Here is a 15,885-nt window from a genome sequence, read left to right as displayed (position 1 = left end):
GGGTGAACCCGGGCGGGGGTCCTGCAATGCGCTTTCGTCCGCCCCGCGACCTCGGCACCTCCCGGGGGCCACAGGGCCGGACCAGCAGCAGCAAAACGCCGTTCGGGATCGCCGCGCCTACGGCCACGGCGCGAAGGCCGTGACGAGCCAGGCCGGGGCGAGCACGGCGGGGCCGTGCGGGACGCCGCCCAGCCGCGCCCACAACGCCGCCACCAGCGTCAACGCCGCCGCGGCGGCCATCACGAACAGCACCGCCGACAGCGACACCGCGCCCACCACGGCACCGAGGCTGCCCGCCAACTTCACGTCGCCCGGCCCCATCGCACCCGGCGACACCACGCGCACCAACAGATACGTCCCAGCGAAGACCACCGCACCGGCAACGGCACCGAGCAGCACATCTGACCTGTGCAGCGCCGCGACGGTCAACAACACCGCCGCGACCGGATATGCGGGCAGCGTCAGCACATCCGGGAGCCGCCCGGCCAGCACGTCGCACACCGCCAGCAACACCGCGAACCAGCCGAGCGCCAACGGGATCGCCGCCCACCACAACGGCATCCCGGTCACCACGCGGACGAACACCACGGCCCACAGCAGGCCAACCGCCACCTCGCACCACATCCGAGGCGGCCGAACTCCCCTGCGCATCGAGCAGAGCGCGAGCCGGCCCAGCCGACCCGCCGCGAAACCCGTTGCACCACCAGCGATCCCGATCAACACGACCATCGCACCAGCATCGGGCACACCACGGGGAACATCCGGCTTCCCAGCCGCGAAGGTGCGCGTGTCGGGCAGCCGGCCAGGGCCCGTGAGCGCTTTCAGGCGCTATCGCACCAAAAAACACTCACGGGGCATTCAGGCCCCCACCGCGAACAGCGGGTCGCCCGCGACGACCTGACCGTCCTCGCGGACATCGGTCAGGGCGTCCGACGCGACGTCCAGGACGACGACCGGGCAGATCGACGAGTAGCCGTGCGACTCCACCTCGGACGGGTCCCAGGTGACGATGCGCTGGCCCGCCTCGACGACGTCGCCCTTCGCCACGTGCAGCTCGAAGCCCTCGCCCTTGAGCTTCACCGTGTCGATGCCCAGGTGCACCAGGATCGCGGCGCCGCCGGGCGAGGCGATGACGAAAGCGTGCGGGTGCAGGGTCGCGACCATGCCGGCCACCGGCGCGACCGCGTCGGCCCGACCGCCGGACGGCTGCACCGCCACGCCCGGACCCACCATGGCCTGCGAGAACACCGGGTCGGGCACCTCGCTGATCGCGGTGGCCAGGCCCGCCACCGGACTGCCGACCTCGGTGCTCACCGCAGGTCCTCGATGTCCTCGGCCAGGGTGTCCGCTTCCGGGCCCACCACGACCTGCACGACCGGGCCCTGCACCATCACGCCGTGCGCCCCGGCGGCCTTCAGCGCCGCCTCGTCGATCTTGGAACCGTCCTCGACTTCGCAGCGCAGCCGCGTGATGCACGGCTCGATCTCCACCACGTTGTCCCCGCCGCCAAGTGCGGCCAGGATTGCCGCGGCCTTGTCCTGAGCCACCCTGTGCTCCCTTCGTCCTCCGACGACGCAGGCGTTGCGCACCGCGTCGAGACGATCTTGCGCCACTGGGTGTCGATGCGGCAACGAATCGCGAGCCGTCTTGACACCCGATCGCATGAAAGCGCATTGTTCGCAACCGACTGGTTTAGACCGGACAGTACCAACCCCGTAGGACCGGTGAACAGCACCGGATTCGATCCGCCCGCGTTCGACCGGTGCCGGGTGCCCACGGGGTGCACCGGGCGTCGATGTCCGGCAAGACCGATGGAGGCAGCGTGGCACGGCGAACCGCAGACGGCTGTTCCCGCCCAGGAACGGCTGACGTGCTGCGCGACGGCCCGACGCCGAAGCACGCCCAGCTGCGCGAGATCCTGCGCGAGCTGGCGAGCGAGGAACTACTGCCAGGTTCGCCGGTGCCGTCCGAACGCGACCTCGCGGTGCGCTACGGCGTGTCCCGGCTCACCGTCCGCGAGGCGGTCGGACAGCTCGTCGCCGAGGGCCTGCTGGTGCGGGTGCGAGGCAAGGGCACCTTCACCACCCGGCCCAGGGTGGACTCCCAACTGCACCTCGCCTCGTTCACCGAGGACATGCGCCGCCGCGGCATGCAGCCGGAGACGGTGCTGCTCGACGCGGCCGAGGCGGTCCCGCCGACCGCCACCGCCGAAGCGCTCGACCTCCGGCGCGACCAGCACGCGTACTGGCTGTGCCGGCTGCGCAAGGCCGATGGTGCGCCGATGGCGGTGGAACGCGGCTGGTACCACGCCGGGCTGCTGCCCGGCCTGCTCGACCACGACCTGACCGATTCGATGTACACCCTGCTGGCCCGCAAATACCAGGTGCAGCTGGAAAACGGCACGCAGACCGTGCTCGCCGAGGGCGCCGACGCCGAAACCGCGCGGCTGCTCGGGGTCCGCACCGGCAGCCCAGTCCTGGTGTTCCGCCGGATCTCCACGGCGCAGGGCCGGCCGATCGAGGACATGACTTCCTGGTATCGCGGCGATCTGTACCAGGTGACCATGCAGCTGGACCGCAACCCGAGCGGCTCCGGCCACCACCGCCCGTCCAGGCGGCCCACCAGACCGACCGGACGCCAACATCCCGCCAGACGACCCGGTCTCCACGACACAGGAGGTAACCGATGAGTGCCAGCGCCACCACGGCGAGCGGCAACGGGAAGGGTTTCGCCCTGCTGCAACGGCTCGGCCGGAGCCTGATGCTGCCGATCGCCGTCCTGCCCGCCGCCGCGCTGCTGATGCGCCTCGGCCAGGACGACCTGCTCGGCAAGGAGGGGCTCGGTGCGGTGCTGCCCTGGATGCAGCCCGTGGCCGGGGTGATCGGCTCGGCCGGTAACGCGCTGTTCAACTACCTGCCGCTGCTGTTCGCCATCGGTGTGGCGATCGGTTTCGCGAAGAAGGCCGACGGCTCCACGGCGCTGGCCGGCGCGGTGGGCTACCTGGTGCTCTCCGGCGTGCTCTGGGAGATCACCGGCACCGAGTCGGACAAGGCGTTCAACAAGGGCCCGTACGGCGTGCTCGGCGGCATCATCGCCGGGTTGACCGCGGCCTGGCTGTGGCAGCGGTACCACCGCATCAAGCTGCCCGCCTACCTGGGCTTCTTCGGTGGACGGCGCTTCGTGCCGATCATCACCGCGTTCGCCATGGTGATCGCCGGCGTGGTCCTGGGCCTGCTGTTCCCGATCTTCGACGCCGGTCTGACGGCCTTCAGCGACGCGGTCACCCAGAACGCGGTGCTCGGCGGCGGCATCTACGGCGTGATCAACCGGCTGCTGCTGCCGTTCGGCCTGCACCACATCCCGAACAACGTGGTCTGGTTCCTCTTCGGCGACTACCACGGTGAGAAGGGCGACATCGCCCGGTTCTTCGCCGGCGACCCGAACGCCGGCACCTTCATGACCGGCTTCTTCCCGATCTTCATGTTCGCCCTGCCCGCCGCGGCGCTGGCCATCTGGCAGTGCGCGAAGCCGTCGCAGCGCAAGATCGTCGGCGGCGTGATGATCTCGGTGGCGCTCACCGCGTTCATCACCGGCATCACCGAGCCGCTGGAGTTCTCGTTCATCTTCGTGGCCTGGCCGCTGCTGCTGGTCCACGCGGTGCTCACCGGCACCTCGATGGCGCTGGTCAACGCGCTGGACATCCACAGCGGGTTCGGGTTCTCCGCGGGCGCCATCGACTACGTGCTCAACTTCGGCATCTCGCAGAACTCGCTGTGGCTGATCCCGATCGGCCTGGGCTACGCGGTCATCTACTACTTCGTGTTCCGGTTCGTGATCACGAAGTGGAACCTGCGCACCCCGGGCCGTGACGAGGACGACACGGAAAACGCCGAGGTGGGCGCGGATAATGCTGGTGGGGACGCCAAGCCGGGCCCCGACAGGAGCTGACCCCGGCGATCGTTTCCCCATTCCCCGACGAACGGAGAATCATGTTCGAACGACGGGTCACCGTGGCAAGCAAGGTTGGGCTGCACGCGCGGCCGGCGGCACTAGTGGCCAAGGCCGCCGCGGCGCAGACCGTGAAGATCACGATCCGCAAGGACGACACTGATCCGGTGGAGGCGGGCAGCATCCTCGGGCTGATGACCCTGGGCGCGGGCCACGGCGACGAGGTGGTGCTCGCGGCCGAGGGCGAAGGCGCGGAGGCGGCGCTGGACCACCTCGCCCGGCTGGTCGCCTCGGACCTCGACAACAACTGACCGGAACAACGCGAACGGCCCCTCGAATCCGCCAATCCGCCAAGTGGGAAGGGGCCGTTCGACGTAGCCCGCAATTTCCATTGAAATCGAAGGGGCGGGTTCAAGGGAAATTGCATCCATCGGCGTGTCGAGGTACGACACACCGACGCCTGTGGAGAACTCCCGCAATTTCAATGGGCTTTTTTCATCCTGATCTTGGCTGGTCAGAGGGTGTGGTCGTGGGTGGCGTGGTGTGGGCGGGCTGGCCAGGGCCATGATCATTTATCAAGATCATCTGACGGTGGCCGTGGTCGCGGAGAAGATGTGACGATGATCATGGCCGGTTGGCTGCAACGAGAGTGCCCCCGGCGGGGTTGGGGAGTGTGTGAAAACCCAATCCAGCCCCGCCGAGGGCACCGAACCCATTGTGTACCAAGCCCAACTTCCCGTGTCGAGGGCCACGATCGACTACCTCGCCTCGCTGATCACCACGCACTGCAGGAAAATCCGCTCTCGCTGGCGCAAGGTGACCCCTGGTACGCAGGCGATCATCGTGCTCGCGGTGCTGCGTCACGACCAGCGGCTGCTGGACATCGCCGGCGGCAACAGGGTGTCGGCCTCGACGATCCGCCGCTGGGTGCTGGAGGTCATCGACCTGCTGGCCGCCCGTGCCCCGCGCCTGGACCGCGTCCTGAGCAAAGTGGCCCGCGGCGGGGGTGAGGTCGTGCTGCTGGATGGCACCCTGGTGCGCACCCAGCGCCGCACCGGCAAGAACAACCGGCGCAACTACAGCGGCAAACACAAAGCCCACGGCCTGCTGTTTCTCGCCCTCACCGACCACAAAGGCAACCTGTTGTGGTTCTCTGCGGCCAAACCAGGGCGGGCCTCGGAAGTCACCACCGCCCGCCACAACAACATCACCACCGCACTCCGGGACGCCGAACTCGGCGCGATGTGCGACCTCGGATTCACCGGACTGGAAGACGACCCCGACGAACCCGTGATCATCATCGGCCGCCGCGCCGCCCGCGCCCACCCGCTCACCGACGCCCAGAAACAAGCCAACCAACTCGTTGCCCGCGAACGCGCCACCTGCGAACACGGCTTCGCCGACCTCAAAAACTGGCGCATCCTCACCCGCCTACGCATGCACGCAGCCAACGCCACCCGCCTACTACGGGCCCTGCTGGTGCTGACCAACCTCGAAATCACCCGCTGACAAACGATCATCAAAAATGATCATCGCCCCTGACCAGCCCACACACACCCCACCCCACCCCGTCAACCCCCCACCACCAGCACAAACAGGATGAAAAAACCCCAATGGGAATCGGTGCACCGATTTCAATGGAAATTGCTGTCAGAGCGGGAGCGGGAGCTCGTTGCCGGTCGCGGCGGCGAGGGCGTCGCGCATGGCTTCGCGCGGAGCCGGTAGCCCGGTGAACTGCTCGACCTGGCCGAACGCCTGGTGCAGCAGCATGTCCAGTCCGGTGGCGATCCGCCCGCCCGCCGCAGTCACCGCAGCGGCCAGCGGCGTCGGCCACGGATGGTAGACGACGTCCAACACGCAACCCGCCGTCGCAAGCTCCGCCGCCTGCGCGTCCAACGCCCCTGCCGGGAGCGTCGACACCACGACGTCCGCCGCTGCCGCGGCGTCCGCGAGCGCGACGCTGTCCAGCCGCTCGACGCGCGCCCGCAGGCCGACCCGCTCCGCGGTCTCGGCCGCGTCGCGCGCTCGCGCGGGCTCGCGCACCGCGAGCGTCGCTTCGCTCAGCCCGAGCTCCGCGAACGCGGCCAGGGTCGCGGCGGCGGTGCCGCCGGCTCCCAGGATCAGCCCGCTGTGGCCGGTGGTGAATCCGCCCGCGCTGCGCAGCGCTCCGACGACTCCGTCGACGTCGGTGCAGTCCGCGGCCCAGCTGCCGTCGGCCCGGTGTACCAGGGTGTTCGCCGCTCCGACCGCCGCGGCCCGCTCGCTGATCTCGCTCGCGACGCCCAGCGCAGCTCGCTTGCCGGGCATGGTGACCGACAGCCCGGCCCATTCCGGGCCGAGCCCGGCGACGAACTCGACGAGCCGGTCCGCGTCGGCCTCGACCCGCTCGTAGGTCCAGCCGTGCAGGCCGAGCGCGGCGTAGGCGGCGCCGTGCAGCAGCGGGGACAGCGAGTGCTCGATCGGCGAACCGAGCACCGCTGCCCGCCGGGGCTCAGAACGCGCCACGTGCCTGTGCCTCGTCGATGTAGGCGTCGTGCTGTGCCTGGGTGTCGGCGAAGCAGGAGGTGCCGTCCGGGTAGCACTTCACGAAGAACTTCCAAGTGCCGTCAGCGGGTTTCTCCGCTGCCTGCAGGGCTTCCTTGCTGACAGCCGAGATCGGCGTGGGTGGCAGGCCGTAGGTCCTGTACGTGTTGTACGGCCCATCGATCCCGCGGTCCTCGGGCCTGGTCAGCAGGGACGGTTTGTCCAGCGGGTAGTTGATCGTGGAGTCGAGCTGAAGGTGCATGACCGGCTGGGTCAACCGGTTGTGGATCACCCGCGAGATCTGCCCGAAGTCCTTGGTGATGCCCTCGCTCTGCACCAGCGAAGCGATCTTGAGCAGCTCGTACGGGCTGTACCCGGTGCCCTCGGCGGCCTGCGGCAACCCCGCGACCTCGAGCTGCGCAGCGGACCGGGTCACCACGTCGCGCAGCACGTTCTCCGCGGTCTCGCCCGGCTTCACGTCGTAGAGACCGGGCTGGATCAGGCCCTCCAGCCGCCGCTTCGGCTCGGCCTTGGAGGCGTCCGCGAACGCCCACTGCGGCACGCCGAGCGAGGCCAGGTCGGCGGTCGTGGCGACCCGGTGCATCTCCTCGGAGGTGATGCAGGTGGGGTTGGCCCCGGCGCAGGTGGCATCGGCGAGCTTGGTCAGGATGCCCGGGGTGTGCCCGTTGTCGGGCGCCAGCTGGTCCTCCAGCCGCATGCCGGCGCGGATGTCGACCCGGCCCACCTTCGCGGCCGCCGACAGGATGTGCGCGACGGCTGCCTCGCCGGACATCTTGTTGCGCATCAGGTAGTAGCCCGGCTGGATGCTGTTGATCTGCCGGTTCTCCTCGGCGGCCTTGGTGAACGCCTTGGTGCTGGCCACCACGTCCCGCTCGGCGAGGGTGCGACCGATGGCGCTGACGGTGTCACCGGGCTTGATCTCGACGACGATGTCGCCGGTGCCCTCGCCCTCGTAGTTCTCGTAGGAGCCGATCTGCATGATCTGGCTGGCCCCGTAGAGCACGCCGACGCCGACCAGCAGCAGCACGAACAAGCTCGCCACCGCGGTCACGATCCGGCGGCGCTTGCGGCGGCGGAACCGCTCCGGGTCCGGTGCACGCCGCCGCTCGCCGGGCTCGTCGGCGAACAGTCCAAGATCGTCGGTCACGAAAGGTCCTCTCGTGTCTTCCCCCGACTGTCAAGGAATGCCTGCAGGATCTCCACCGCCGCCGCCTGATCGACCACGGCGCGCTGCTTCTTCCCCCGCACGCCGCGTTGCGACAGCATCCGGCTGGCCGTCACGGTGGTCAGCCGCTCGTCGGCGAACCGCACCGGCACCGGTGCGATCCGTTCCGCGAGCGCCGCCCCGTAGGCCTGCGCCGTTTCCGCTGCAGTTCCGTGCCGGCCCGCCAACGTCTTCGGCAGGCCGACCACGACTTCCACCACCTGGTGCTCGGCGACGAGCTCGGCCAGCTGCGCGAGATCGCTGCCGCCGGTGGCATCCCGCTGCAAGGTGACCAGCGGGGTCGCCAGCATCGGCGCGGGGTCGCTGAGTGCGACCCCGACCCGGACCGCGCCCACGTCGACGCCTAGCCGACGCCCCGCTCCGGGATCCGCCTGCCGGTGTTCGGTCACCCGCCAGCCACCACCTGGTCCAGCGCCTTGCGCAGCGCCTCGATCGCCGCCGTGATCCCGGCCGGGTTCGAGCCGCCGCCCTGCGCCATGTCCGGCTTGCCGCCGCCGCGCCCGCCGACCTCGGCCGCGAAGCCGGGCACCAGCTTGCCCGCGGCGAGTCCCTTGTCGCGGGCCGCGTCGTTGACGCCGACCACGAAGCTGACCTTGCCCTCGTCAGCGGCGAACAGCGCCACCACGGAGGGGCGGGAGCCCAGCCGGCCGCGGATCTCGCCGGCCAGCGCGCGCAGCGCGTTGCCGTCCACGCCGTCCGGTACCTGCTCGGCGACCAGCGTCACGCCATGAACGTCGGTGCCCTTGTCGGCGAGCTCGCCCGCGGACTGCAGGATCTGCGCGATGCGCAGCTGCTGCAGCTCCTTCTCCGCACTGCGCAGCCGGGAAACGACGCCCTGGATGCGTTCCGGCAGCTCGTCGGCGGGCACCTTGAACTGCTCGGCGAGCTGGCTGACCAGCAGATGTTCCTTGCTGATGTGGCGCATCGCGTCCATGCCGACCAGCGCTTCGACGCGGTGCACGCCGGAGCCCACCGAGGAGTCGGCCACCAGCTTGACCACGCCGAGGCGGCCGATGCGCGGCACGTGGGTGCCACCGCACAGCTCGCGGGAGTAGTCGCCCATGTCGACGACCCGGACCTGGTCGCCGTACTTCTCGCCGAACAGCGCGATGGCGCCGAGCTCCATGGCCCGGTCCATCGTCGTGGTGTAGGACTGCACCTCGACGTCGCTCTGCAGGTAGTCGTTGACCTCTTCCTCGACCCCGGTGAGCACGCTCGAGGACACCGCCGTCGGGGCGGTGAAGTCGAAGCGCATCCGGCCCGGCGAGTTCAGCGAACCGGCCTGCGCGGCGCGCCTGCCGTAGGCGCTGCGCACCGCCGCGTGCACGAGGTGGGTGGCAGAGTGCGAGCGCTCGATGGCGTGGCGGCGCGCGACGTCGACGGCGGTTTCGAGCGTGGTGTCCACGCCGAGCTCGCCTTCGACGACCTTGGCGCGGTGCACGAACAGGCCCGGCACCGCGCGCTGCACGTCGTGCACCTCGACGGCCACACCGGGACCGACCAGCCGACCGGTGTCGGCGATCTGGCCACCGCCCTCGGCGTAGAACGGGGTGCGGTCCAGGACCAGCTCGACCTCGGTGCCCGCGGCGGCGGATTTCACCGGCTGCCCGTCGACCAGCAGGCCGAGCACGCGGCTGTGCGACTGCAGGTCGGTGTAGCCGATGAACTCGGTGGTGCCGTGCTGGTCGAGCAGGGTCCGGTACGTCGACAGGTCGCCGTGGCCGGTCTTGCGGGCCTTGGCGTCCTCCTTGGCCCGGCGGCGCTGCTCGGACATCAGGTTCCGGAAGCCCTGCTCGTCGACGGTCAGGCCCTGCTCGGAAGCCATCTCCAGGGTCAGGTCGATCGGGAACCCGTAGGTGTCGTGCAGCTGGAAAGCCTTCTCCCCGGCCAACTTCTTGCCACCGGCCTTCTTGGTGTCGGCCACCGCCAGATCGAAGATCTTCGAGCCGGCGGTCAGGGTGGTCAGGAAGGCCTCTTCCTCGTTGCGCATCACCGAGTCGATGCGGTCGAACTCGGTGACCAGCTCGGGGTAGCTCGGCGCCATCGCGTCGCGCACGACCTTGCTGAACTCGCCGAGCACCGGCTCCTGCACACCCAGCAGGCGGGTGGAGCGGATGATCCGGCGCAGCAAGCGCCGCAGCACGTAGCCGCGGGCTTCGTTGCCGGGAGTGACGCCGTCGCCGACGAGCATCACGCCGGAGCGGGCGTGGTCGGCGATGACGCGGAAGCGCACGTCGTCCTCGTGGTTCGCGCCGTAGCGGCGGCCGGAGAGCTCCTCTGCCTTGGCGATCACCGGGCGGACCAGGTCGGTCTCGTAGACGTTCTCCACGCCCTGCAGCAGGCACGCGACGCGCTCGACGCCCATGCCGGTGTCGATGTTCCTGGTCGGCAGTGAACCGATCGGCGGGTGGCCCAGCTTCGGCGACTGCTCACCCCTGATGTCCTGCATGAACACCAGGTTCCAGATCTCGATGTAGCGGTCCTCGTCGGCGACCGGGCCGCCCTCGCGGCCGTACTTCGGACCGCGGTCGTAGTAGATCTCCGAGCACGGGCCGCCGGGACCGGGCACGCCCATGTCCCAGTAGTTGTCCTTGCCGTCGCGGGCCTGGATCCGCTCGGCGGGGACGCCGGCGACCTGCTGCCACAGCTGGGCGGCCTCGTCGTCCTTCTCGTAGACGGTCACCCACAGCCGCTCCGGGTCGAAGCCGTAACCGCCGTCGGCCTGGGAACCGGTGAGCAGCTCCCAGGCGTGCTGCATGGCGCCTTCCTTGAAGTAGTCGCCGAAGGAGAAGTTGCCGGCCATCTGGAAGAACGTGTTGTGCCGGGTGGTCTTGCCGACCTCGTCGATGTCGCCGGTGCGTACGCACTTCTGGATGCTGGTGGCCCGCGGGTACGGCGCCGGGGCCTCACCCAGGAAGTAGGGCTTGAACTGCACCATGCCGGCGTTGACGAACAGCAGCGTCGGGTCGTCGAGGATCAGCGACGCGCTGGGCACAACGGTGTGGCCGCGGCTGCGGAAGTGCTCGGTGAACCGGTTGTTGATCTCGTGGGTCTGCACGCTGGTTCCTCAGGAAATTCGGGTGACGGACACGGCTGGTGGTGTCGGCGAGCGGCTGGCGGCGCGGAGCGCCGGCGTCAGCGGCCCGCCCGGCGAGCTCGCCGACCGTTGACCGCGCCCGCGTCGGAGTCCGCGTCGATCCGGCGGAACTGCACCGTGTCCGCGGCGCTGCCGCGCTCCACCACGTCGTGCAGTTCCTGCTCCCGCTCCTGCATGCCCGCACGCACCTCGGCGCCGAACGAGCCGACGGCTCCGGCGAGTTCCCGGACCGCGCCGCCCAGCTGCTCCGCCATGCCGCTCGGGGTCGCCTTCCGGGCGGTCTCGTTGAGCTTGCGCGTCAACGCGACCCCGGCCGCGACCCCGGCGCCGAACCAGAACAGGCGCCTCACTTGCGCCCCCCTTTGCCCTTGCGGCGGAAGTGCCGGCCGACGGGCTCCTGCCGCCGCTTCCGGCGGGCCCGCAGCGCCTTGCTGACCCCGTAGGAGAACGCCGCCGTCTTCACCAACGGACCACCCAGTGTAGCCGTGAACAGCGAGGACAACGCCGATACGTTGCCGCTGATCGTCTTGGCGTTGGCGGTGATCCCGTCGACCCGCTCCAGCTGGGTGTTGACGTGAGTGATGGTCGAGTTCGCCCCGGTGAACAGCGGATCGGAGTTCTCGTGCGCCTTGCGGATCGCGATGGTCGCCTCGTCCAGCGTGCGGCCGAGCTTGATCAGCGGGATCGCCAGCAGCACGACCAGCAGCACGAACGCTCCGGCGGCGATCAGCGCGGCGATCTGCGTGGGCGTCACGTGCCCTCCCGTATGTCCACGTCATGTCGGTGGGACCGGGGCCAAGTCCCGGTCCGTTGATCGTGCGTCAGGTTACCGGCCCCGCTCCCTCACCCCAGCACCCGGTCGGCCCCGCCAGGCGAAGGGCACCATCGGGCGACGCACCCGCCCGGCGGTGCCCCAGCCAGGCCCCGAACGCGTGAAGCGCAAGGGCGCCCTCAGCCGGGCAACCCGGCCGGGGGGCCCGAATCTCGAACTGATCGTGTTACGGCCGGACCTGGGTCGGAGGCTCAGCGCCGGTGAGGACCGCGGCGACGTTGCGGGCGGCGAGTTCGGCCATCGCGGTTCGGGTTTCGGTGGTCGCCGAGCCCAGGTGCGGGACCACCACGACGTTGTCGAGGTCCAGCAGCGCCGGCTCCACCTCCGGCTCGCGCTCGAAGACGTCCAGGGCCGCACCACCGATCTGGCCCTCCTGGAGCGCCTTCGCCAGCGCCCGTTCGTCGACCACCGGACCGCGACTGGTGTTGATCAGGAACGCGGTCGGCTTCATGACCGCGAGCGCCGCTTCGTCGATGAGGTGCCGGGTCTGCTCGGTCAGCGGGCAGTGCAGGGACACCACGTCGGCGGTGCGCAGCAGCTCGTCCTGGGGCAGGAAGCGGGCGTCGAACTCGGCCTCCACCTCGGCGGCGGCGCGGCGGCGGCCGGTGTAGGCGATGCTCATCCCGAACGCGCGGGCCCGCCGGGCCACGGCCTGCCCGATATCGCCGAGCCCGACGATGCCGAGCGTCTTGCCTTGCAACCCGGCGCCCAGCATGAAGCCGAGGTGGAAGGTCCACGGCTGGCGGGCCCGCAGCAGCCGTTCGCCCTCGCCGAGCCGCCGGGTCACCATCAGCAGCAGTCCGAGGGCCAGGTCGGCGGTCGCGTCGACCAGCACGCCCGGCGTGTTGGTGACGATGACGCCGCGCTCGGTCACCGCCGGGACGTCGATGTTGTCGTAGCCGACCGCGACGTTCGCGACCACTTGCAGCTGCGGACCGGCCGCGGCCACCAGGCCGGCGTCGATCCGGTCATGCAGCATCGCCACGATCGCGTGCGCACCGCGCACGGCCTCGCGCAACTCGGGAGCGGTCAGCGGGCGGTCCTGCGGGCAGACGTGCACGTCCCCGACCTGGCGCAACACGTCCAGTGCCGACCCCGGCACCGTCCGGGTGACCACGATCCGCTTGTCCACTGCGACCTCCTCGCGACGAGTTCCCGTGGAAACCTACCCGCCGCCGCACCGGAAGATCACCGAGCGCGTCACCCTGAGACCGCGCAATTTCGCGAGAATTCGGCGTTCACCCGGATGACGGTCAATTTCTCGCGAAATTGCGCCCAGCCGTCTTCAGTCGTCGCCGCGGATGATGCCGCGGAGCTTCGGCACGCGGTCGTTGAGCGTGCGCTCTGCGCCGCGGCCGGTCGGCTGGTAGTAGTCGCGACCCACCAGCTGGTCGGGCGGGTACTGCTGGGCGAGCACGCCTTCCGGCTTGCTGTGCGGGTACAGGTAGCCCTTGGCGTTGCCGAGCTTGCTCGCCCCGGCGTAATGGCCGTCGCGCAGGTGCGGCGGCACCGGGCCGCCCTTGCCCGCCCGCACGTCGCCCAGCGCCTCGTCGATAGCCACGATCACGGCGTTCGACTTGGGCGCGGTGGCGAGATGGATCGTGGCCTGCGCCAACGCCAGCCGGCCCTCGGGCATCCCGATGAACTGCACCGCGTGCGCCGCCGCGACGGCGGCCTGCAGCGCGGTCGGATCGGCCATGCCGATGTCCTCGCTGGCGTGCACGACGAGGCGGCGCGCGATGAACCTCGGGTCCTCCCCCGCCTCCACCATCCGGGCCAGGTAGTGCAGCGCGGCGTCCACATCGGACCCGCGGATGGACTTGATGAACGCGCTGGTGATGTCGTAGTGCTGGTCGCCGCCGCGGTCGTAGAGCACGGCGGCGCGGTTCACGGTGGCCTCTACCGTCGCCAGGTCGATCGCCTCCGCGCCGGTCGAGCTCGCCGACTCCGCCGCCGCCTCCAGCGCGGTCAGCGCCCGCCGCGCGTCGCCGCTGGCGAGCGACACCAGATGCTCCTCCGCCGCCTCTTCCAGGCCCAACGCCCCGCCCAGGCCACGTTCCTCGCCGACCGCGCGGCGCAGCAGCGTGCGGATGTCGTCGTCCTCCAGGCTGCGCAGTTGCAGCACCAGCGATCGCGAGAGCAGCGGGGCCACCACGGAGAAGTACGGGTTCTCCGTGGTGGCCGCCACGAGCAGCACGGTGCGGTCCTCGACCGCACCCAGCAGGGCGTCCTGCTGGGTCTTGGAGAAGCGGTGCACCTCGTCGATGAACAGCACGGTCGACTCGCCGGACCGGCCGAGCCGGCGGCGCGCCTCCTCGATGACGGCACGCACCTCCTTGACGCCGGACGACAGCGCGGACAGCGCCGCGAACCGGCGGCCGGTGGCCAGCGAGACGAGGTTGGCCAGGGTGGTCTTGCCGGTGCCGGGCGGGCCGTAGAGCAGCACCGACGCCGGCGCCGCCCCTTCGACCAGGCGGCGCAGCGGAGCCCCCGCCCCCAGCAGGTGCTGCTGCCCGACGACCTCGTCCAACGAGCGGGGCCGCATCCGCACCGCCAACGGCGCGTTCTCGGCCAGCTTCTCGCCCGCTCGCATCTCGGTGTCGGCGCCGAACAGCCCTTCGTCGAACAAGCCCTCGCTCACACCCCGACGCTACCGGTCACCCCTGACCGCTCAGCCCACCCGGGCGGGCAGGGCGACCTCGACTGTGCAGTCGCCTCGGCGGCGCTGGGCCGCCCAGTGCTCGACCGCTTGGTGGCAGGCGCGGTCGAGGTGCCGGACCATCGTCAGGTCGAGGTGCACGTGCTTGCTCGTCGGCAGCTGTTCGAGGTGGTCCAGCAGCCGCGGCAGCCGCAGGAACGTCGCGTTGCCGCCCATCTCGACGCGCACGTGCTCATCGCCGTGTTGGGCCGTCACCGACAGCCGCGAGACCTCGATCGCGGTCTTGACGATGGCGACCGCGAGACCGGCCAGGGTGCCGATCAGCAGGTCGGTGGCCACGATCATGCTCGCGGTCAGCACCAGCACGAAGGCCTCGGAGCGGTGTTCCCGCACCAGCGCGACGACCTGCCGCAGCTCCAGCAGCTTCCAGCCGGCCTGGATCAGCAGGGCCGCGAGCACGGCCGTCGGGATGAAGGCGAGCACGCCCGGCAGCAGCACCACGAACAGCAGCAGCCAGAACCCGTGCAGCACGCGGGAGAGCTTGGTCTTCGCACCGGCCTGCACGTTCGCGGCGCTGCGCACGATGACCGCGGTCATCGGCAACGCCCCGAGCAGGCCGCAGAGCGCGTTGCCCGCGCCCTGCGCGACGAGTTCCTTGTTGTACTGCGTCTTCGGGCTGTCGTGCATGCGGTCCACCGCAGCGGCGCTGAACAGGCTTTCCGCCGAGGCGATCAGGGCGAAGGTCAGAATCGAACCCAGCACGGCGGGCGTGACGAGTTCGCCCCAAGCAGCGGCGGTGGGGATGTTCAGCGCCGCGAGCAGCGAGCCGACCTCCACCTTGTGCACCGGCATCGCGGCGATCGCCGCCAAGGCACTGGTCGTCACGACGGCCACCAGTGCGCCGGGCACGAGCCGCAGCCTCGCAGGCGCCTTCTTCCAGACGCTCATGATCACCAGGGCAAGTACCGCCAGCACCAGCCCGCTGATTCCCTCCGGGCTGGTCACCGCGGCGACCAGCAGATCCGGGATACCGGCGAACTTCGTCAAGGTGGAGTCGGGCTGCGCGAGCCCGCCCACCGGGTAGATCTGGCCGAGGATCAGCACCAGCCCGATGCCGGCGAGCATGCCCTGCACCACCGACGGCGAGATCGCCCGGAACCAGGTACCGAGCCTGCTCAGTCCGAGCACGATCTGGACCACGCCGGCGCCGAGCACGATCACGCCGAGCGCGCCCAGCCCGTGATTGTCCACGGCCGAGGCCACCAGCACGGTCAGCCCCGCCGCGGGGCCGCTCACCTGCATCGTGCTGCCGGGCAGCAGGCCGACCACGAGCCCACCGACGATGCCGGTGACGATGCCCAGTTCGGCGGGGACGCCGGAGGCGACGGCCACGCCGACGCACAGCGGCACCGCCACCAGGAACACCACCAGCGAGGCCCCCAGATCGGCGCCGAAGGTGGCCTTCGGCCAGCGCGGCACGCCGAGCCTGCGGCGCGCCGGGCGAGGCGTTTCGAGTCGAGTCGTCACAATGCCCTCCAGGGCAGGTTGGAATGCGGGAAACGGGTATCGCGCCGCGCACC

At 70.4% G+C, this 15,885-nt stretch carries 16 protein-coding genes; 4 read left to right on the top strand and 12 right to left on the bottom strand.

Features of this window, described 5'->3' with window-relative positions:
• Positions 1-117: 117 nt before the first annotated feature.
• From DL519_RS40625 to DL519_RS40615, 3 genes are all read right to left on the bottom strand, one after another.
• Complete coding sequence (locus DL519_RS40625; protein ID WP_190822831.1) at positions 118-729, bottom strand: prepilin peptidase; 612 nt, start codon at positions 727-729, stop codon at positions 118-120.
• 129 nt (positions 730-858) lie between these two features.
• The gene (locus tag DL519_RS40620) at positions 859-1,314 is read right to left on the bottom strand and encodes a PTS sugar transporter subunit IIA (RefSeq protein ID WP_190822829.1); all 456 of its coding nucleotides are present in this window, start codon (positions 1,312-1,314) and stop codon (positions 859-861) included.
• The gene (locus tag DL519_RS40615; RefSeq protein WP_168589754.1) at positions 1,311-1,547 is read right to left on the bottom strand and encodes a glucose PTS transporter subunit EIIB; all 237 of its coding nucleotides are present in this window, start codon (positions 1,545-1,547) and stop codon (positions 1,311-1,313) included. The genes DL519_RS40620 and DL519_RS40615 overlap by 4 nt, the downstream gene beginning before the upstream one ends.
• Before the next feature lie 275 nt (positions 1,548-1,822).
• Here DL519_RS40615 and DL519_RS40610 point away from each other — a divergent pair, with 275 nt between their 5' ends.
• From DL519_RS40610 to DL519_RS40595, 4 genes are all read left to right on the top strand, one after another.
• Positions 1,823-2,689: a GntR family transcriptional regulator gene (locus tag DL519_RS40610; protein ID WP_223840078.1), complete on the top strand. Its 867-nt coding sequence runs from the start codon at positions 1,823-1,825 to the stop codon at positions 2,687-2,689.
• Positions 2,686-3,948, top strand: coding sequence for a PTS transporter subunit EIIC (locus DL519_RS40605; RefSeq protein ID WP_190822827.1), 1,263 nt, complete (start codon positions 2,686-2,688; stop codon positions 3,946-3,948). The genes DL519_RS40610 and DL519_RS40605 overlap by 4 nt, the downstream gene beginning before the upstream one ends.
• 41 nt (positions 3,949-3,989) lie before the next feature.
• A complete protein-coding gene (locus DL519_RS40600; protein WP_190822825.1) occupies positions 3,990-4,259 on the top strand; it encodes an HPr family phosphocarrier protein in 270 nt (89 codons plus the stop codon).
• Between the two features lie 364 nt (positions 4,260-4,623).
• On the top strand, positions 4,624-5,457 hold the full coding sequence (locus DL519_RS40595; protein ID WP_190818447.1) for a transposase family protein: 834 nt from the start codon (positions 4,624-4,626) through the stop codon (positions 5,455-5,457).
• 141 nt (positions 5,458-5,598) lie between these two features.
• Here DL519_RS40595 and DL519_RS40590 read toward each other — a convergent pair whose 3' ends face one another.
• From DL519_RS40590 to DL519_RS40550, 9 genes are all read right to left on the bottom strand, one after another.
• On the bottom strand, positions 5,599-6,453 hold the full coding sequence (locus DL519_RS40590) for a shikimate dehydrogenase (RefSeq protein WP_190822823.1): 855 nt from the start codon (positions 6,451-6,453) through the stop codon (positions 5,599-5,601).
• Complete coding sequence (mltG, locus tag DL519_RS40585; RefSeq protein WP_223840077.1) at positions 6,440-7,639, bottom strand: endolytic transglycosylase MltG; 1,200 nt, start codon at positions 7,637-7,639, stop codon at positions 6,440-6,442. The genes DL519_RS40590 and mltG overlap by 14 nt, the downstream gene beginning before the upstream one ends.
• Positions 7,636-8,106 (bottom strand): Holliday junction resolvase RuvX, encoded by a 471-nt coding sequence (ruvX, locus tag DL519_RS40580; protein WP_190822820.1) that lies wholly within the window; start codon positions 8,104-8,106, stop codon positions 7,636-7,638. The genes mltG and ruvX overlap by 4 nt, the downstream gene beginning before the upstream one ends.
• The gene (gene alaS, locus DL519_RS40575) at positions 8,103-10,775 is read right to left on the bottom strand and encodes an alanine--tRNA ligase (RefSeq protein ID WP_190822818.1); all 2,673 of its coding nucleotides are present in this window, start codon (positions 10,773-10,775) and stop codon (positions 8,103-8,105) included. The genes ruvX and alaS overlap by 4 nt, the downstream gene beginning before the upstream one ends.
• 77 nt (positions 10,776-10,852) lie before the next feature.
• Complete coding sequence (locus DL519_RS40570) at positions 10,853-11,164, bottom strand: hypothetical protein (RefSeq protein ID WP_168584585.1); 312 nt, start codon at positions 11,162-11,164, stop codon at positions 10,853-10,855.
• Entirely contained in the window at positions 11,161-11,568 is a 408-nt protein-coding gene (locus tag DL519_RS40565) for a DUF948 domain-containing protein (protein WP_190822816.1), read from the bottom strand. Before DL519_RS40565 ends, DL519_RS40570 begins: the two co-directional genes overlap by 4 nt.
• 244 nt (positions 11,569-11,812) lie before the next feature.
• Positions 11,813-12,778: a 2-hydroxyacid dehydrogenase gene (locus DL519_RS40560; RefSeq protein WP_190822814.1), complete on the bottom strand. Its 966-nt coding sequence runs from the start codon at positions 12,776-12,778 to the stop codon at positions 11,813-11,815.
• A gap of 153 nt (positions 12,779-12,931) precedes the next feature.
• A complete protein-coding gene (locus tag DL519_RS40555; protein ID WP_190822812.1) occupies positions 12,932-14,287 on the bottom strand; it encodes a replication-associated recombination protein A in 1,356 nt (451 codons plus the stop codon).
• Between the two features lie 30 nt (positions 14,288-14,317).
• Positions 14,318-15,832: a SulP family inorganic anion transporter gene (locus tag DL519_RS40550; protein WP_190822810.1), complete on the bottom strand. Its 1,515-nt coding sequence runs from the start codon at positions 15,830-15,832 to the stop codon at positions 14,318-14,320.
• Between the last annotated feature and the right edge of the window lie 53 nt (positions 15,833-15,885).

It is taken from the genome of Saccharopolyspora pogona, from assembly GCF_014697215.1.
GTDB classification, from domain to species: domain Bacteria; phylum Actinomycetota; class Actinomycetes; order Mycobacteriales; family Pseudonocardiaceae; genus Saccharopolyspora; species Saccharopolyspora hattusasensis.
This window is presented reverse-complemented; position numbering and strand designations above follow the sequence as displayed.